This window comes from Nostoc sp., assembly GCF_036917755.1.
Lineage (GTDB): Bacteria > Cyanobacteriota > Cyanobacteriia > Cyanobacteriales > Nostocaceae > Nostoc.
This window is the reverse complement of the sequence record NZ_JBALFC010000050.1, coordinates 50090-65251: the sequence shown is the minus strand read 5'-3', so window position 1 is coordinate 65251 and position 15162 is coordinate 50090. Positions and strand designations below refer to the sequence as shown.

The following is a 15162-nucleotide window of genomic DNA, read 5'->3' as shown; positions in this document are numbered from 1 at the left end:
GCTTCCTTAATCCCCTAAACTGGGTTGAAGTGGGGAGATATTTGCTAGATAATTCACTAAATCACTTTGGCTGTTAAAACCCAACAGTGCTTCAGTTAACTCCTCAAGTTGAGCGATCGATAATTTGCGAATCTGCTGTTCTATCTCCGGTTCAATTGCACCAAACCGAAGCTTCAAAAGACGCAGTATTACCGCCACCTCTCCTTTTTGCAAACCTCTTTGCTCTCCTTTTTGCAGAATGTCTTGGTAAATCACTGATTCTTGCATAATTTCTTCTCTAAAAAGCTGTTTAATCACATTTTTGTCAAACCGCAAACCAGCCAAAACCTGTACACAAGCTGATATATTCTGTCGTTCGTCTGTTTCCTCAATCATATCGACAGCAGTAGCGACTTGCTCTAAAAGTCTTTGGGGTGAGTTGGTTCTGGCTAATGTCGCTAGTGGTAAGAGTGCGGGGTTAGCCAGTAGTGGCGTGGGATCTTCTTCCCATAAACGAATCACTCGATATCTGTGTGTAGTGTTTATGTCTATATACTGAGTTTGAAAAGCGATCGCCGAAGATGTAGCTTGAAGGAAAATTAACACCTGTTTAATCTCACACCAGTATTCTCGCTTTAATCTGGTGTAGTAATCCAGCATCCGAAAGTCAAGCGGGGTTGTGGATTTGGGTGTTGTTTGAAACTCTAAATGTAAGATTTGGTTGGCGATTTGCAGGAATGTCACCGAATCAGCGCGAATTGGTTCGAGGTTGAGTTCGGTTTTGAGTACTTGGATATCTGACGTCTCAATTGAGAGTAACCAGCTAGCAAACTCAGCAGGGTAGTTTTCAGCAAGGTATTTGCAGGTGTTATCGTAGGCCAAGGGCGATCGCTTGTCTGACTATATTGATATATTGTGGTCTAATATACCATTTCCATATTTGAGTTGTGCTGATATCACGTCAGACTGTCAGCGAAACAGAACCCCGACTTTTTAGAAAAGTCGGGGTTCTTGTTTAAAGTTATGAAACTAAAATCTGACGGCTTAAAATACTCATCACCTCGCCAGGGTTAGCGGTTGGTAGTAGTTGACTCCAGTCTCCAACACTTGCATAACCAATTACCTGCAAAAAGCGTATTGTGCTAGTGACGGCTTTTGGAGAACCAATCAATAAATGTTTTATTGGTTCTCTTTGAGACAATGGCTTTTGAGCAGATTCCTTGAGGGTGGGTGTATTGAAGTCTTCACTACTCAAATACTCTTCCAACTGTACTTGAGCAAACTTTGGATTTTCTACGAACTTTTGTACTTGTGTCATTATGATAGTTGACTCCTAGAGTAGGGGTTAAAGAAAGGCGATCGCGGACTCTTCCCGGAGGGCGATCGCTTTTCTCATACTTTTGATATTATAGTATAATTTTATACAAGTCAAGTACTAATGCAAAAAATGTTTACGACAAATTACCTCGTCTAAGTTGCACTGTTAGGCGGGGTGGTGGAGAAGCTATAATTCTCAGTTAAAGGGGAAAGTTGTGTAAAAAAGACTGGGAATTGGGTTTGTTGGGTTGCGCTAAAAAGCGGGAACGTTTCTCTACAAGACGGTACGCATAGCTAACATTACAACGTTGGTCATCAACATTGCAACATTAAGGAGAAACATTACAACGTTAGTCATCAACATTGCAACATTAAGGAGAAACATTACAACGTTGGTCATCAACATTGCAACATTAAGGAGAAACATTACAACGTTGGTCATTAACATCACGACATTAAGGAGAAACATCACGACATTAAGGAGAAACATTACAACATTTCTCATGAACATCGCGCCGATCGCCAACAAGTCATAATAGAGAAGGTGTTACATGATACTTGCACCTGACTATGAACGAACAGCGCCTACAAGCTTATTACCAGCTGATCAAAAGTCTGCTAAATTGCCCTAATGGGGAAGAACCAGGGATATTAGCAGCTAATACAGAATTGCTTGATACTGGTTTTTTGCAGGTGTTGGCAGCAGTAGCAGAGCATTTTGCACAGCAGGGTGATGAAAATAGAGCAAACTGGTTGAGAAACCTAGCAACACAACTCACCCCGAAAACTTCCCCCATCACCCAAGAAGATATAGAGACTTACGGGCAATTTTTACTAGAAATACTGCAAGCAACGGCAAAAAGCAACGGCGATGCTCAAGTAATTTACCCATTGTTGGCAGCAAATACCGATAAACTCAATCATATTTTTGCTGAATTATTGCGTCGTTGGGCAACAAATACCTTAGCAGAAGCGGAACCAGATACAGCAAGATCTATCGCCGCAGTGATTGTTAATTTTAGTAATCTGATTCAGCAGTTCCCCTTGGGTAGCAAAGCCAGCAATATGGAAATTAGCATCGCTTGCTACGAAATCGCCTTAACTGTTTACACCCGCAGCGCCTTTCCCCAAAATTGGGCAACCACGCAAAATAATCTGGGGGCTGCTTACGGTAACAGAATATTTGGAGAACGAGCCGAGAATATTGAATTAGCGATTGCTGCTTATTCTGCTGCACTGTCTGTATATACCCGCAGCGCCTTTCCCCAAAATTGGGCAACCACGCAAAATAATTTGGGAGAGGCTTATCGTAACAGAATATTCGGAGAACGAGCCGAGAATATAGAATTAGCGATCACTGCTTATTCTGCTGCACTGGAAGTATTAACCCGCAGCGCCTTTCCTGAACAATGGGCAACATTACAAAATAATCTGGGGAATGCTTACGGTAACAGAATATTCGGAGAACGAGCCGAGAATATTGAATTAGCGATCGCTGCTTATTCTGCTGCACTGTCTGTATATACCCGCAGCGCCTTTCCCCAAGATTGGGCAATGACGCAAAATAATCTGGGGAATGCTTACGGTGACAGAATATTCGGAGAACGAGCCGAGAATATTGAATTAGCGATCGCTGCTTATTCTGCTGCACTCGAAGTTAGAACCCGCAGTGCCTTTCCCCAAGATTGGGCAATGACGCAAAATAATCTGGGGAATGCTTACCGTAACAGAATATTCGGAGAACGAGCCGAGAATATTGAAAGTGCGATCGCTGCTTATTCTGCTGCACTGTCTGTATATACCCGCAGCGCCTTTCCTGAACAATGGGCAACCACGCAAAATAATCTGGCGACTGCTTACGGTGACAGAATAAAAGGAGAACGAGTCGAGAATATAGAATTTGCGATCGCTGCTTTTTCTGCTGCACTCGAAGTTAGAACCCGCAGTGCCTTTCCCCAAGATTGGGCAATGACGCAAAATAATCTGGGGAATGCTTACCGTAACAGAATATTCGGAGAACGAGCCGAGAATATTGAAAGTGCGATCGCTGCTTATTCTGCTGCACTGTCTGTATATACCCGCAGCGCCTTTCCTGAACAATGGGCAACCACGCAAAATAATCTGGCGACTGCTTACGGTGACAGAATAAAAGGAGAACGAGTCGAGAATATAGAATTTGCGATCGCTGCTTTTTCTGCTGCACTCGAAGTTAGAACCCGCAGTGCCTTTCCCCAAGATTGGGCAATGACGCAAAATAATCTGGGGAATGCTTACGGTGACAGAATATTCGGAGAACGAGCCGAGAATATTGAAAGTGCGATCGCTGCTTATTCTGCTGCACTCGAAGTTAGAACCCGCAGCGCCTTTCCTGAACAATGGGCAACCACGCAAAATAATCTGGCGACTGCTTACGGTGACAGAATATTCGGAGAACGAGCCGAGAATATAGAATTAGCGATCGCTGCTTATAATCAAGCACTGTCCGTTAGAACCCGCAGCGCCTTTCCCCAAAACCATGCAGAAACTTTATTCAATCTCGGCAATCTCTACCAAGACACAGAACAATTTGACTTAGCTTACAATACCTTTGCCTCTGCCATTGCTACAGTCAAATCATTGTGGGGAGAAATTGTTTCTGGCGATGAAGCAAAGCATAAACAAGCAGAAGAATGGAATCAGCTTTATAGACGCATGGTGGAAGTTTGCCTGCAATTAAAAAGGGACACGGAAGCAATAGAATATATTGAGCAGAGCAAAACCCGCAATTTAGTAGAACTGCTAGCCAAAAATGAACAACTTGCCCAAATAGCTAAAGCACCAGTAGGCGGTGAAGCAAATCTCCCTTCAGTTGATAGCAGCATCCGCTTTGCACAAATTCAAAACCTTCTAGACAACAAAACTGCAATTATCCAGTGGTACATTTTTAATGATTGTTTTCGGGCTTTCATCATCACCAGCGACAACGATCAACCAGCAATCTGGCATTCTCATGAACAAGACTTAGAAAACTTGATAAATTGGACTAATGAATATCTTCAGCTTTACGGCGAAGATAAAAAACGATGGCGATATGAGCTTAGTGATCAACTTACTCAACTGGCGCAAATTCTCCACCTCAATCAAATAGTTTCCTTAGTCCCATGTGATTGCCAAAAGCTGATTTTAATTCCCCATCTTTACCTACACCTGTTACCTCTCCATGCCTTACCCATATCTGCTAGCGACTCCCCAGCACCAGAGTATCTCATTGATCAATTTCCAGAAGGTGTAAGTTATGCACCTAGTTGTCAACTTTTGCGTTTCGCTCAACTCAAAATGCAAAAATTAGACTCATCGCCTGAAATACCTACAAATCCTGCTCCCTCCTCGCTTGCAGGGAGGGTTGGGGTGGGGTTAAATTTACAACTCAGCCACCTATTTGCTATTCAAAACCCCACAAACGACTTAATATTTACGGATATCGAAGTCGAAACAATAGCAAAAGACTTTCAACCTCACCAAGTCCTCAAACATAGCCAAGCCACCAAAGCAGCTTTAGCAGAATCATCAATCAATGATAATTTTCTAAATGCTCAATGGCTGCACTTTTCTTGTCATGGATATTTCGATTTCAACTCACCCCTGAAATCTGGATTACAGTTAGCAGACGCTAGAATTCTGGCTAATACTGCATCATCGCGCTACCTGCGAGTTGATAACGAAACATCGATTGATTTAAATCAATGCCTCACCCTAGAAGATATATTTTTATTAAACTTACGCAACTGTCGTCTAGTCTGTCTTTCAGCTTGTGAAACAGGCTTAGTTGACATTAGCAGCAATAGCGATGAATATATTGGTTTAGCCAGTGGTTTTATCCGTGCTGGTGCAGCCAACATTATTAGTAGTTTATGGGCAGTCAGCGACTTTCACACATCTTTATTAATGATTAAATTTTATGAAATACTGAAAACTAATCCATATAATGTAGCCCTAGCTCTCAACACAGCCCAGCAATGGTTACGCCAAGCAACGCAAACACAAATAATTGAATGGATTCAAAATAAAATCAATATAGTAACAGAGCAAAAGCAAAAAATCATAGATGTTTTATTACAAGAATATAAACCAGAGCAGCAACCATTTAAAAGACCAGAATTCTGGGCAGCTTTTTGTGCCATATCACCCGTTTATAGCGTTTCCTAATCATACAAGTTACATCAGAGCAAGCTCCTCGGTTGTTATATACACAAGTCGAATTACCCCCCTTAATCCCCCCTTATAAAAGGGGAAACAGGAAATTTAGTTCCCTCCCCTTTACAACTACGGTGTACACACAAGTCTTGGAAAGTTGCCCCATAGCCTTTTGATCCCCCCAACCCCCCTTTTTAAGGGGGGCAAAAAATTCTCAAAGTCCCCCAATTTATCGGGGGATTTAGGGGGATCTTACGATGTTTTGCATAGTGTATAGAGATGTGTGTACACCGTAGCCCCTTTATAAGGGGAGGGTTAGGGTGGGGTAAAATAAGAGTCAACCAACACCACAATAAACCAATGGAAGCCGATAAACTCATCCAAGCATTTACCCAAGTTGTGAGAAATCAAGATTATGTGTTTTCAACTGAAGCCATAGCAACTATACCTGCACTGCGAGAAACTATTGCGGAATTTGAAACCCAAGCGCCGCAAGAACTAGCAGAAGTAATTCGCAACTGGTATATCAATCACGAAGATGTGAGAGATGCTGTATTAATTGAAGAAAGAGAAATTGATAAAATCAGTAAAACTAAGCCAGAATCTCAAGAAAACACCCAAGAGAATCGCTACCGAGTTTTGCAAGATGAACTGCAAAAGTTGCAAGATAAAAAGACAGTAGCACCTCAGCCAAACCAACCATGAAAGTATATGCGCCTAACGTCCATTTATTTGCCTTTCAACTTGACAAAAACTCAAATGATCCATCGATTAATAAAAACTTTATCTGGGAAACTGGTGATGAAATAGTTCATACAACCTTACATCAAGACTTGCATCTGTGCCAGCGTATAGACGTAAACAAAGAACCTGATAGCCCCCGTGTAGATTTGCTCAAAGATGCAGAAGTTATTGATAATAACTATGCAGTATCATTTGCAGGTAAAGTTTCCCTAAACCAAACTCAAGATGTACTAATTAAAGGTTTTGCTCATCCATTGCGGATTTATGACAGCTACAGTTTGTGGCTGAATTTGCGTCGTCCCGAACAAGAAGATGATAAACCAACGTCAGATGTAGACATTACTTTTTTAAGTCAGTTCAATCAAAATAACTGTCTCACCTTCAAAGAACATCCTCTTTTTCTCGGACAAACTCTGCTGATTACCGCTTGGTTAACAGGCGCAAAGGATAAAAAAGTTGTCAAGCAAATAGCCGAAGAATGTTTAACAGCAGTTTTTCCAGATAGCCAGAAAAAACCGCCATTCAATCGCCAAGGTGAGTTATTTGGTAGTCCGATTTTTGAATATGGTTTATTTAGCCAAATATCTAACTATCAGCATGTGCTGATTTGGTTATTTGCAGATGAACAAGCTGATATTAAATTTAACCAATGCTATCAAGAATTATTAGATTTACTTTTCTTTCGTAATAAAGTTGTCAAAGCTTATAAAGACAGTAGAGAAATTTATAAAAAACTAGATGCAGCTTATCTTAAAATAGAAGCAGAGATTGATAAAATGCCTAAATTAGGCGAGCCAGAATCTCTGGTTGCAGCAAATTTAACTGACTTAAAAAACCAGTTAAAAGCTTTACCACAGCTAGCACTAACATATACCCGCCTGCTGCGAAACTTAGAAGATTACCAAAATACAATCGCCATTAATGCCTATAATTATGAGGAAAGATTACAGAAAGTTCATGCTATAATAGGCGATAATATCAGCTTTTTAGAAACCTTCAGTCAGAAGAATTGCCCTTTCTTCCAACAACAAATCAACGCCGATTTAGGTTATTTTCGTCATGGTTTGGAGTTATTAGGTAGAGCAATAGACTCAATTCGCGGCATCGTAGAAATAGAACAAGCCGAGCGCGATCGCTCTCTAGAACATACAATACAAATATTAGGTATAGGATTTGGTGGCGGTGCAATTATCTCCGGCGTAATCGTCCAAGACATCGACAAAATCAACCAACCTCTAACCGCGATATCTCCCAACAACCCACCACATCCCTTTTACGCCTCTTTGCTTTTGAGTATTGTTGCTACATTGTTGTTTATCGCCTTGGGTTGGTGGTGGATAAATAAAGGACAAGGGAGACAAGGAAGAAAGAATTAATGACTAATAACTAATAACTAAATATTTATGGCAAAAACTATTTCAATTACCGATTCTCTAGTTGCTAATCCTGTACCGAAACCAGCAATCATTCGACTAGAAAACATTTTCAAGATTTATGGTAGTGGCGAAACAGAAGTACGAGCGCTGAATGATGTCAACCTAATTGTGGAACAGGGCGAATATTGTGCAATCATGGGGCCTTCAGGTTCAGGTAAATCCACAGCCATGAATATTATCGGCTGTTTAGATCGCCCCACCACTGGACATTATTACTTAGATAACCTTGATGTAGCCCAAATGGACGATCGCTCATTGGCACACATCCGTAATAAAAAGCTGGGGTTTGTCTTCCAACAATTCCACCTATTGCCCCAACTAACAGCATTAGAAAATGTGATGCTGCCGATGGTGTATGCTGATGTCAATCCCAAAGAAAGAAGCGATCGCGCCACAGTTGCACTGACGCGAGTCGGTTTAGCAAATCGCCTCAACAACAAACCAACTCAGCTATCTGGTGGACAACAACAACGAGTAGCAATTGCTCGTGCGATCGTTAATCGTCCCGTAGTACTCCTAGCCGATGAACCCACAGGCGCACTTGATTCGCACACAACCCAAGAAGTCTTAGATATTTTTGGCGAACTCAATGCCAGTGGAATCACCGTTGTCATGGTAACTCATGAACCAGAAGTTGCTCGTCAAACCCAGCGCATCGTTTGGTTCCGTGATGGTGAAGTAGTACACTCCAACCTCACCCCAGCCGACTTAAATCAGCTTGCTATGTAGCCGCGACTTCTAGCGATTGAGACAAACAGAGGTAATGGATGTGGATTTAGTCCGCGTAGGCGGACTTTGTTTGTGTAGCCGCGACTTCTAGTCGCCAGGGCTGATAAATGCGATTTTGATATGATTACAAACTCGGCGTTTTCCCAGTTTCTGCTTGGGTTGCGATCGGCTTGACATCGGTGTAACCCATTTCACCAGATATTGTCCGAAACACTGAAATTTGCTCCTCAAAATCTAGTCCTTCAATTTGGGAAACCAAATCATTAATCGCCTTACTTGCCTGATAGCTAGCTGGTAAGTCAACCACCGTATCCCCCATAGCTACTGCCCAAGCATACCAAACTAACAACTGGTTGTTTTCTTTTATCGCCCCATAAGCACGAGAATATTCTGTATCTTTGCGGTTAACTATATCCCGCATAATATCTAGTTGCTGCTCATCGGATAATTCAAAATAATCCCCAAGTAGAATTGGTGCTAACTCTGGTTCGGCCGCAGCTGGAGCAGCTGGAGTGATCGAATCACCCATTTTTTCATAAACATAATAAAACCAGGCTAGTTTGGCATCAGTATCTAAGCCATTAAAAGCATCCACCAATTTTTGAGTTTCATTGCTCTGAGCTTGAGAAATAGTTTTGTCGTAACTTGCAGTCATTATTGTTTGTCTCCAAAGTAATTTAACAGGCCAAACTAATTGTTACCAGAGTTCGGTAATCAGATTCTACTATCGATAGAAAGAATTAAAATAATTGGAAATTGCAGCTTTAATCTACCTTTTAATAGAGGTAAAGTCTCTCCTAAGGAAGCAATAAAGCAGCACATTACTTTGCTACAATCGCCCCAGTGATAAAAAATTTACCTAAGGTTTTAATTATGCCTAATGAAGAAGTGAAGCCCAATTTAAATGAAGCTTCCACCCAGGATGCACAATTAGCTGCCGAAAGCATAGCTAGTGGTGAAGAAAAAGCGCCAACGGTAGATTTTGATGCTGATTATGCAGCTGCACAGCAATTCAGCGTTAGTGAAGTTGATCGCAAAGGTGAAGGTTCAGCAGCAGCCCAAGCAGCGACTGCACCTAAATATAAAACCTCTAAACCAGAAGAGACAAAAACTCAAACGCAGTCAACTGGTAATCCTGATGATTTTGTAGAGTCAGCAAAGGAAATTGGGAATTCTCAGACTGAGGGTGTAACTAATGTCAGTGATGATCTAGTACAACAAGCTTTGGAAAAGGGTGAACGGAAAAATTGAAGAAGAATTCAGCTATTCTGAATTCAGAATTCAGGAGTCAGAATCAATGAGTGGAGGATTTAGACCCACCACTCAGTTGTTGTACCACTAAATATACGATTTAGTGGGGGTCTTAAACCCGTTTATTCAGCGTTCGACTGAGCGCTCACGCCGAAGTCCGTCAGTACTTCGACAAGCTCAGTAACCATCACACAGAATTAAATTCTGAATTCTGGCGACTGATGCCTTTATTCTGTTTGGTAAGTTTTCCTGACATCTTGCTATTTTGTTGGGTGGGGAATGTCACAAATACAGCAGAATTCAGAATTAAGGAGTCAGAATTCAGAAGTAAAACAGGCTTTATCCCTGGCTTTGAGACTTAGCTTGTGTACTTCACAAATCTGAAATTTGCTGTATTAAAATTGAAGTTTTCGGCATTGATAGACATTACCTACCCTTCTGTTTTGGTCAATCGTCAATAGTTAAGATTTTCACTATTGATTAATTAACGACCATTCATAACTTCTAGTAGTTCGCTAGGTTGCTGAATTAAATAATCTGGATTTTGCTTGGCTAGTGCTTCTGGTGAGTTAAAGCCCCAAGTCACAGCAATCACTTGGATATTTGCTTTCTTTGATGCTTCTATATCTCTGGTTTCATCTCCCACATAAATAACTTCTTCAGGCTGGAGTTGCTTTTGCCTCAATACATTATTGATTATGGTTGTTTTACCAAAAATTGTAATTCCTGAGTAGATAAAATCAAATAGATGATTTAAATCATTGATTGTCAGGAATTGCGTCACATTTTCTTTAGAATTAGAAGTGATAATGCCCAGATTATATCCTTTAGCTTGGAGTTCCATTAATGCTTCTTTAATTCCCGGAATTGGCTTTAATTCTGGGATTTTGTTTTTTAATTCTCCTTTAACTTTTTTAACTAGAAAAGGTATCTTAAATAGAGAAACTCCTGAGTATTTAATAATTTCCCTAGATGTTAGGTTTTTAAGGAGGGCTAATTGCTCTGGGCTTATGTGTCTATAACCAAAGTCTACAGCTAGACGATTAGCAATACTTACAAGGGCATCTACTGTATCAGCAATTGTGCCGTCAAAATCAAAAATAATTACTTTCGGGGTCATTCTTTCGCCTGGATGCGTCAAGATTAGCTAGGGCGTTGCGTCGTAACATTTCTGGCTTAATCCGCCGCAAGGCAGATGCTGGAAATCGTTTATTCCACTCCTGATCTGAGATTTGGGCTAATTCTAGCAGTTGGGGAGCAATATTCCCAGGATAAGGCTGAAACTCTGCAATATCAGTTGTGCTGGCAAAACGTTGATTCCAAGGACAAACATCTTGGCAAATATCGCAACCAGCAACCCAGCCTTGCAAATGATGTGTAATTGTCTCTGGTAATTCCTCGGCTCGATTTTCAATGGTATGATAAGCAATGCAGCGATTAGCATCCACGACAAAAGGCTGAGTAATTGCACCCGTAGGACAAGCTTGAAGACAACGAGTACAGCTACCGCAGTGTTCTGTATGCGGGCGATCGCTCTCTAATTCTAAATTGGTCAACACTTCTCCCAAAAATACCCAAGAGCCATATTCTCGTGTAATCACATTACCATTTTTGGCAATCCAACCAATTCCGGCTTGTTGTGCTAACACTTTTTCTTGCACTGGGCCAGTATCTGCATAATAACGAGCTACTACGCCTTCATCAAGTGATTCTAGCCATGTAGATAGCTGTTTGAGTTTTTTATGCATCACCTTGTGATAATCCCTTCCCCAACCATAACGGGAAATTTTGGCATATTCCTCGCCTTTGGGACGTTGATCTGGTGTGTAGTAATTTAGCACCACACACACTAGCGATCGCGCCTCTGGCATCACTAAGCTGATATCCTGACGCTTGGGATTACCCATCCATTCCATATCGGCGTGATAACCCAGTTCAATCCATGCTTGTAACCTCTGCGCTTCTGTAGCATCTATCCTATCTACACCAGCAATTCCAACTTTGTGAAAGCCCAACTCCTTGGCTTTTTCTTTCACTACACTGCTGCTTGTTACGGAATACTGATTCATTTTTTTTGGGGATTTTGCCTTACCTAAAGGCATTCTGATTATACATTACGTAGTCAATACCTCTAATTAAGATTTGTTGCTTTTCATCTATATAAATTTTATTTATAGCCCAATACACCTGCCTCCCCGATTCGATCCTACGGTGTACACACAAGTCGAAAAAAAGCTCGATTTTCCATTGTTCTCTCGTTCTTGGAAATGGCTGCTGACGGGACTGCTGCCTCCAGTCACACATCAAGGCTGTTTTACTTGTGAATTCTGCTGTAAAACTTCCATCGTGAGGAAGATTTACCAATATGTAGCAATCTATCTCCACAGCAGCTTTATTTTTACCTAATTTTATATTGAAATTAATATTTAGCTAGCATGATACAGATAATCCGATGACCGACAAAGACTCATGATACAGAGCAACTAAATGTATTTATAGCGATTGTTAATTTTGAATTTTGAATTCGGAGTGAAGTGACGTGACCTCTGCTGAATTTATATCCCCAGCGCAGTTGAAAGAAGAATTCCAGATTGAAGGAATTACAGAACCAAGTATACTGCGTTATTTTGAAACCTTAAATGCAGGAGAATTTGAGGCAACTGCTGCCTTATTTGCGGTAGATGGTGTGATGCGTCCACCATTTGAATCTGATATTGTGGGGACAGATGCGATCGCAGCCTACTTAAAACAACAAGGCCAAAACATTAAAGCTTACCCCAACACCGGAATAGCCGAGAGTTTAGAAAACGGTGATATCCAAGTGCAGGTAACAGGCAAAGCCCAAACTTCCTGGTGTAGTGTAAATGTCTTGTGGCTATTTATCCTCAACCAACAACGGCAAATTTCCTATACTAGAATCAAACTTTTAGCTTCTCCCCAAGAGTTACTTTCTTTAACGTCAGTTCGACGGGGTAAATAATGTCCCCCTAATTAGTCGAATTAAAAGACCTCTCCCTCTCCGAGTCAGAGCTACGGTGTACACACCAGTCATCGAATTAGCCAAAACAAAAATCTCACCCTGTCTTGACGAACATCCCTCTCCTTACTAAGGAGAGGGACAGGTTTTGCGTAGCAGAACCAGGGTGAGGTTTCTTTGGGCTATTCGATAAACAGTAAATTGTGTTAATTAAGACAGACTTGTGTGTACACCGTAGGAGTCAAAAAGGGATAGGTTTATCCAACTCACATTTGTTTACGTCGTCAAAAATAGCAAATAAGTATAATGACTTAGGCAAGCTCTAATAATACCCAAAACAAAATCTAGTCATCTAAAATTCGGATAAATCACATAACTTAAAAAATAGGAACTATTATCTATTGGACTAATTCGGGTAAAGTCGCTTCTAACTTGAGACAGTTGGCACCATTAACCTGCAACTGATACTCTACCTTATCCATCAGACGATTCATAATCAGCCAACCATAACCACCTTCTTGTTTTTCCAGAGGGTGTGGAGCGTAGTAGCTAGACATATCAAAGCCTTCGCCGTAGTCCCAAATTTCTAGGGAAAGCTCCCGGCCTTTGAGTTCCAAACGCAGTAAAATCGGTAAACTTGGTTTCTCCTTGTGAGCATGACGGACTGCATTTGAGTAGGCTTCTACCAAAGCCAGTCTCAAACGACTTGATTGCCGTGACCAATCTACAGAATCTCCTAACTGGATTTTCAAACATCCCAGCAACCAGTTTTCGACAATATTAAGAAAATTCAAGTCACTTGGTACATGAAGCTCACTTTTCATGACTTACAAAATCTCCAGTGAAAGTATAGTTTGATCATCTTCTTGAACCGGGTTATCTGCCTGGATGCGAGCTAGTAAATGCTTAAGAGAAAGCGGTTGTTCCTCTTGTTGTAAGAGATGCCAAAGACCATCTTGATTCAGCATAGAACGGTTAGCTGGCTCAACGTCAGACTCGGTTTTGACTGCTGAATCAAAATTATTTGATATCATTGCTTCTGTAATTCCATCGCTGGCTAGCAACAATGTGTCTCCAGCAGCAAGAACCAAATGACCAGACTGTGCCTGCCACTTAGGCAAGATCCCCAAAGGAATGCTGCGGACTTTGAGGTAATTGGGATTGTCAGCTAAAGCGCCTTGGCGTGACCATAATAGTGGATAGATATGACCAGCATTAGTGTAGACGAGTTCCTTAGTGCTAGGGGTATAACAGACTAACACAAGGGTGATAAAATAATTATTGCTAATCAAGTCTTCACTGAGAGCATGGTTGAGGTTCTGCATGACCACATTTGGCTCGGCGGGTGTTTCTTGAGATAATTCCCGGCGCAAAACTGAAATAATACTAGCCATAAATAAAGCAGCTGGGACACCCTTGCCAGAAACGTCACCCACTGCTAACCACAAGTCGCCTTTGGGATGAACAAAAACTTCAAAAAAATCGCCTCCTACTTCTCGTGCGGGATAGCAGCAGGCTTGCACCTTGACACCTTTGATGTCAGGTAAAGTTTGGCGTAGCAAGTTGTATTGAATTTGGCGAGCCACTTCCAACTCATTGTGAATCTGCTCTTGCTTTTCTTGGAGGCGCTGGTAGAGTTTTGCTTGAGAGAGGGCTAAGGCTGCTTGTTCGGCAACACCTGCAATTAGTTGGATGTCTTCGTCTTGCCAAGGGCGATCGCGTCCCCATTGGTTGAGGGCCAGCACAGCCAACATATGCTGCTGGTAGCTAAGTGGTACAACCAAGTGGTGAGAGGGATTACCGTTATATACATCTTCAGCAAGTTGATAATGACGGGTTTCTAGCACCTTTTCAATTAAAGGACTGGGGTCAAAGAAGTAATCTGATACATCGGATTTCGCATCGGTGTAAAAAAATTGGTCTGGTGTGAGGCGATCGTCCTCTACTGGTCTGAGTAAGCAACTGGTAGCTTCAAATGTTTGTCCAATAGTTGCGACAATCTTTTGCAGCATACTGTCATAGTCTAAAGATTCCCGAATTGCTGTTGTTACAGCATTAAACAAAGATTCTCGCCGTAGGGCGCGACGCAATTCTTGCGTGCGCTTCTTAACTAGGCGATATGTATCAGTGGCTTGCTCAACTAACGCTCTCAGCCGATCCGGATTCCAGGGTTTAGTAATGTACTTGAATACCTGACCGGAGTTAATCGCATCCACCAAATCTTCGACATCAGTAAAACCAGTTAACAAAATCCGAATCGTATCTGGAAAGCGCTCTACAGTAAGACTCAAAAATTCAGTGCCATTCATTTCTGGCATTCTTTGGTCAGAGATAATCACCGCCATTTCGCCAAATTTCTCCAAGATTTCCAGAGCAGCAAAGGCATGATTGGCTTTATATACTTGAAAATCTCGCCTAAAAGTGCGGTAGAGTAGATCTAAGTTATCCGGCTCATCATCTACCACCATGAGCTTAAGTTTGTCCAACCCGATCTCAGACATATTTAACTTCAGTTTTCACATATTTGAATAGTGAGATAGTGTGATCTTTATCCCA

At 41.5% G+C, this 15162-nt stretch carries 13 protein-coding genes; 6 read left to right on the top strand and 7 right to left on the bottom strand.

What is annotated here, in order from left to right; translation table 11 throughout:
- Window positions 1–6: 6 nt before the first annotated feature.
- Both V7L05_RS12385 and V7L05_RS12380 read right to left on the bottom strand, forming a co-directional pair.
- Window positions 7–861, bottom strand: a complete 855-nt coding sequence (locus tag V7L05_RS12385) for an Rpn family recombination-promoting nuclease/putative transposase (RefSeq protein WP_335164444.1) — start codon at window positions 859–861, stop codon at window positions 7–9.
- A gap of 139 nt (window positions 862–1000) precedes the next feature.
- Window positions 1001–1297 (bottom strand): hypothetical protein, encoded by a 297-nt coding sequence (locus V7L05_RS12380; RefSeq protein WP_335164443.1) that lies wholly within the window; start codon window positions 1295–1297, stop codon window positions 1001–1003.
- 569 nt (window positions 1298–1866) lie between these two features.
- Here V7L05_RS12380 and V7L05_RS12375 point away from each other — a divergent pair.
- The 4 genes from V7L05_RS12375 to V7L05_RS12360 all read left to right on the top strand — a co-directional run bounded on the left by V7L05_RS12375 (window position 1867) and on the right by V7L05_RS12360 (window position 8378).
- A complete protein-coding gene (locus V7L05_RS12375; protein ID WP_335164442.1) occupies window positions 1867–5481 on the top strand; it encodes a CHAT domain-containing protein in 3615 nt (1204 codons plus the stop codon).
- 348 nt (window positions 5482–5829) lie between these two features.
- The gene (locus V7L05_RS12370; protein WP_335164441.1) at window positions 5830–6174 is read left to right on the top strand and encodes a hypothetical protein; all 345 of its coding nucleotides are present in this window, start codon (window positions 5830–5832) and stop codon (window positions 6172–6174) included.
- A complete protein-coding gene (locus V7L05_RS12365) occupies window positions 6171–7589 on the top strand; it encodes a hypothetical protein (RefSeq protein WP_335164440.1) in 1419 nt (472 codons plus the stop codon). The genes V7L05_RS12370 and V7L05_RS12365 overlap by 4 nt, the downstream gene beginning before the upstream one ends.
- A 27-nt stretch (window positions 7590–7616) precedes the next feature.
- Complete coding sequence (locus tag V7L05_RS12360) at window positions 7617–8378, top strand: ABC transporter ATP-binding protein (RefSeq protein ID WP_335164439.1); 762 nt, start codon at window positions 7617–7619, stop codon at window positions 8376–8378.
- A 124-nt stretch (window positions 8379–8502) separates the two neighbouring features.
- Here the strand turns inward: V7L05_RS12360 and V7L05_RS12355 are convergent, their stop codons facing one another.
- On the bottom strand, window positions 8503–9033 hold the full coding sequence (locus tag V7L05_RS12355; RefSeq protein WP_335164438.1) for an orange carotenoid protein N-terminal domain-containing protein: 531 nt from the start codon (window positions 9031–9033) through the stop codon (window positions 8503–8505).
- Between the two features lie 218 nt (window positions 9034–9251).
- Between V7L05_RS12355 and V7L05_RS12350 the strand changes: the two genes are divergently transcribed.
- Complete coding sequence (locus V7L05_RS12350; protein WP_335164437.1) at window positions 9252–9629, top strand: hypothetical protein; 378 nt, start codon at window positions 9252–9254, stop codon at window positions 9627–9629.
- Between the two features lie 484 nt (window positions 9630–10113).
- Here V7L05_RS12350 and V7L05_RS12345 read toward each other — a convergent pair whose 3' ends face one another.
- Window positions 10114–10749, bottom strand: coding sequence for an HAD-IA family hydrolase (locus tag V7L05_RS12345; protein WP_335164436.1), 636 nt, complete (start codon window positions 10747–10749; stop codon window positions 10114–10116).
- A complete protein-coding gene (gene queG, locus V7L05_RS12340) occupies window positions 10724–11698 on the bottom strand; it encodes a tRNA epoxyqueuosine(34) reductase QueG (protein ID WP_335164435.1) in 975 nt (324 codons plus the stop codon). Before queG ends, V7L05_RS12345 begins: the two co-directional genes overlap by 26 nt.
- A gap of 470 nt (window positions 11699–12168) precedes the next feature.
- Between queG and V7L05_RS12335 the strand changes: the two genes are divergently transcribed.
- On the top strand, window positions 12169–12609 hold the full coding sequence (locus tag V7L05_RS12335) for a ketosteroid isomerase family protein (protein WP_335164434.1): 441 nt from the start codon (window positions 12169–12171) through the stop codon (window positions 12607–12609).
- A gap of 395 nt (window positions 12610–13004) precedes the next feature.
- Here the strand turns inward: V7L05_RS12335 and V7L05_RS12330 are convergent, their stop codons facing one another.
- Together V7L05_RS12330 and V7L05_RS12325 are read right to left on the bottom strand one after the other, a co-directional pair.
- The gene (locus V7L05_RS12330; RefSeq protein ID WP_335164433.1) at window positions 13005–13430 is read right to left on the bottom strand and encodes an ATP-binding protein; all 426 of its coding nucleotides are present in this window, start codon (window positions 13428–13430) and stop codon (window positions 13005–13007) included.
- Window positions 13431–13433: 3 nt separating this feature from the next.
- Entirely contained in the window at window positions 13434–15107 is a 1674-nt protein-coding gene (locus V7L05_RS12325) for a SpoIIE family protein phosphatase (RefSeq protein WP_335164432.1), read from the bottom strand.
- Window positions 15108–15162 lie beyond the last annotated feature (55 nt).

Excerpts from the sequence above, each read along its gene's own strand:
- V7L05_RS12380 (WP_335164443.1), bottom strand. The coding sequence starts at position 1,297 with ATGACACAAGTACAAAAGTTCGTAGAAAATCCAAAGTTTGCTCAAGTA.
- V7L05_RS12375 (WP_335164442.1), top strand. The coding sequence starts at position 1,867 with ATGAACGAACAGCGCCTACAAGCTTATTACCAGCTGATCAAAAGTCTG.
- V7L05_RS12370 (WP_335164441.1), top strand. The coding sequence starts at position 5,830 with ATGGAAGCCGATAAACTCATCCAAGCATTTACCCAAGTTGTGAGAAAT.
- V7L05_RS12365 (WP_335164440.1), top strand. The coding sequence starts at position 6,171 with ATGAAAGTATATGCGCCTAACGTCCATTTATTTGCCTTTCAACTTGAC.
- V7L05_RS12360 (WP_335164439.1), top strand. The coding sequence starts at position 7,617 with ATGGCAAAAACTATTTCAATTACCGATTCTCTAGTTGCTAATCCTGTA.
- V7L05_RS12355 (WP_335164438.1), bottom strand. The coding sequence starts at position 9,033 with ATGACTGCAAGTTACGACAAAACTATTTCTCAAGCTCAGAGCAATGAA.
- V7L05_RS12350 (WP_335164437.1), top strand. The coding sequence starts at position 9,252 with ATGCCTAATGAAGAAGTGAAGCCCAATTTAAATGAAGCTTCCACCCAG.
- V7L05_RS12345 (WP_335164436.1), bottom strand. The coding sequence starts at position 10,749 with ATGACCCCGAAAGTAATTATTTTTGATTTTGACGGCACAATTGCTGAT.
- queG (WP_335164435.1), bottom strand. The coding sequence starts at position 11,698 with ATGAATCAGTATTCCGTAACAAGCAGCAGTGTAGTGAAAGAAAAAGCC.
- V7L05_RS12330 (WP_335164433.1), bottom strand. The coding sequence starts at position 13,430 with ATGAAAAGTGAGCTTCATGTACCAAGTGACTTGAATTTTCTTAATATT.
- V7L05_RS12325 (WP_335164432.1), bottom strand. The coding sequence starts at position 15,107 with ATGTCTGAGATCGGGTTGGACAAACTTAAGCTCATGGTGGTAGATGAT.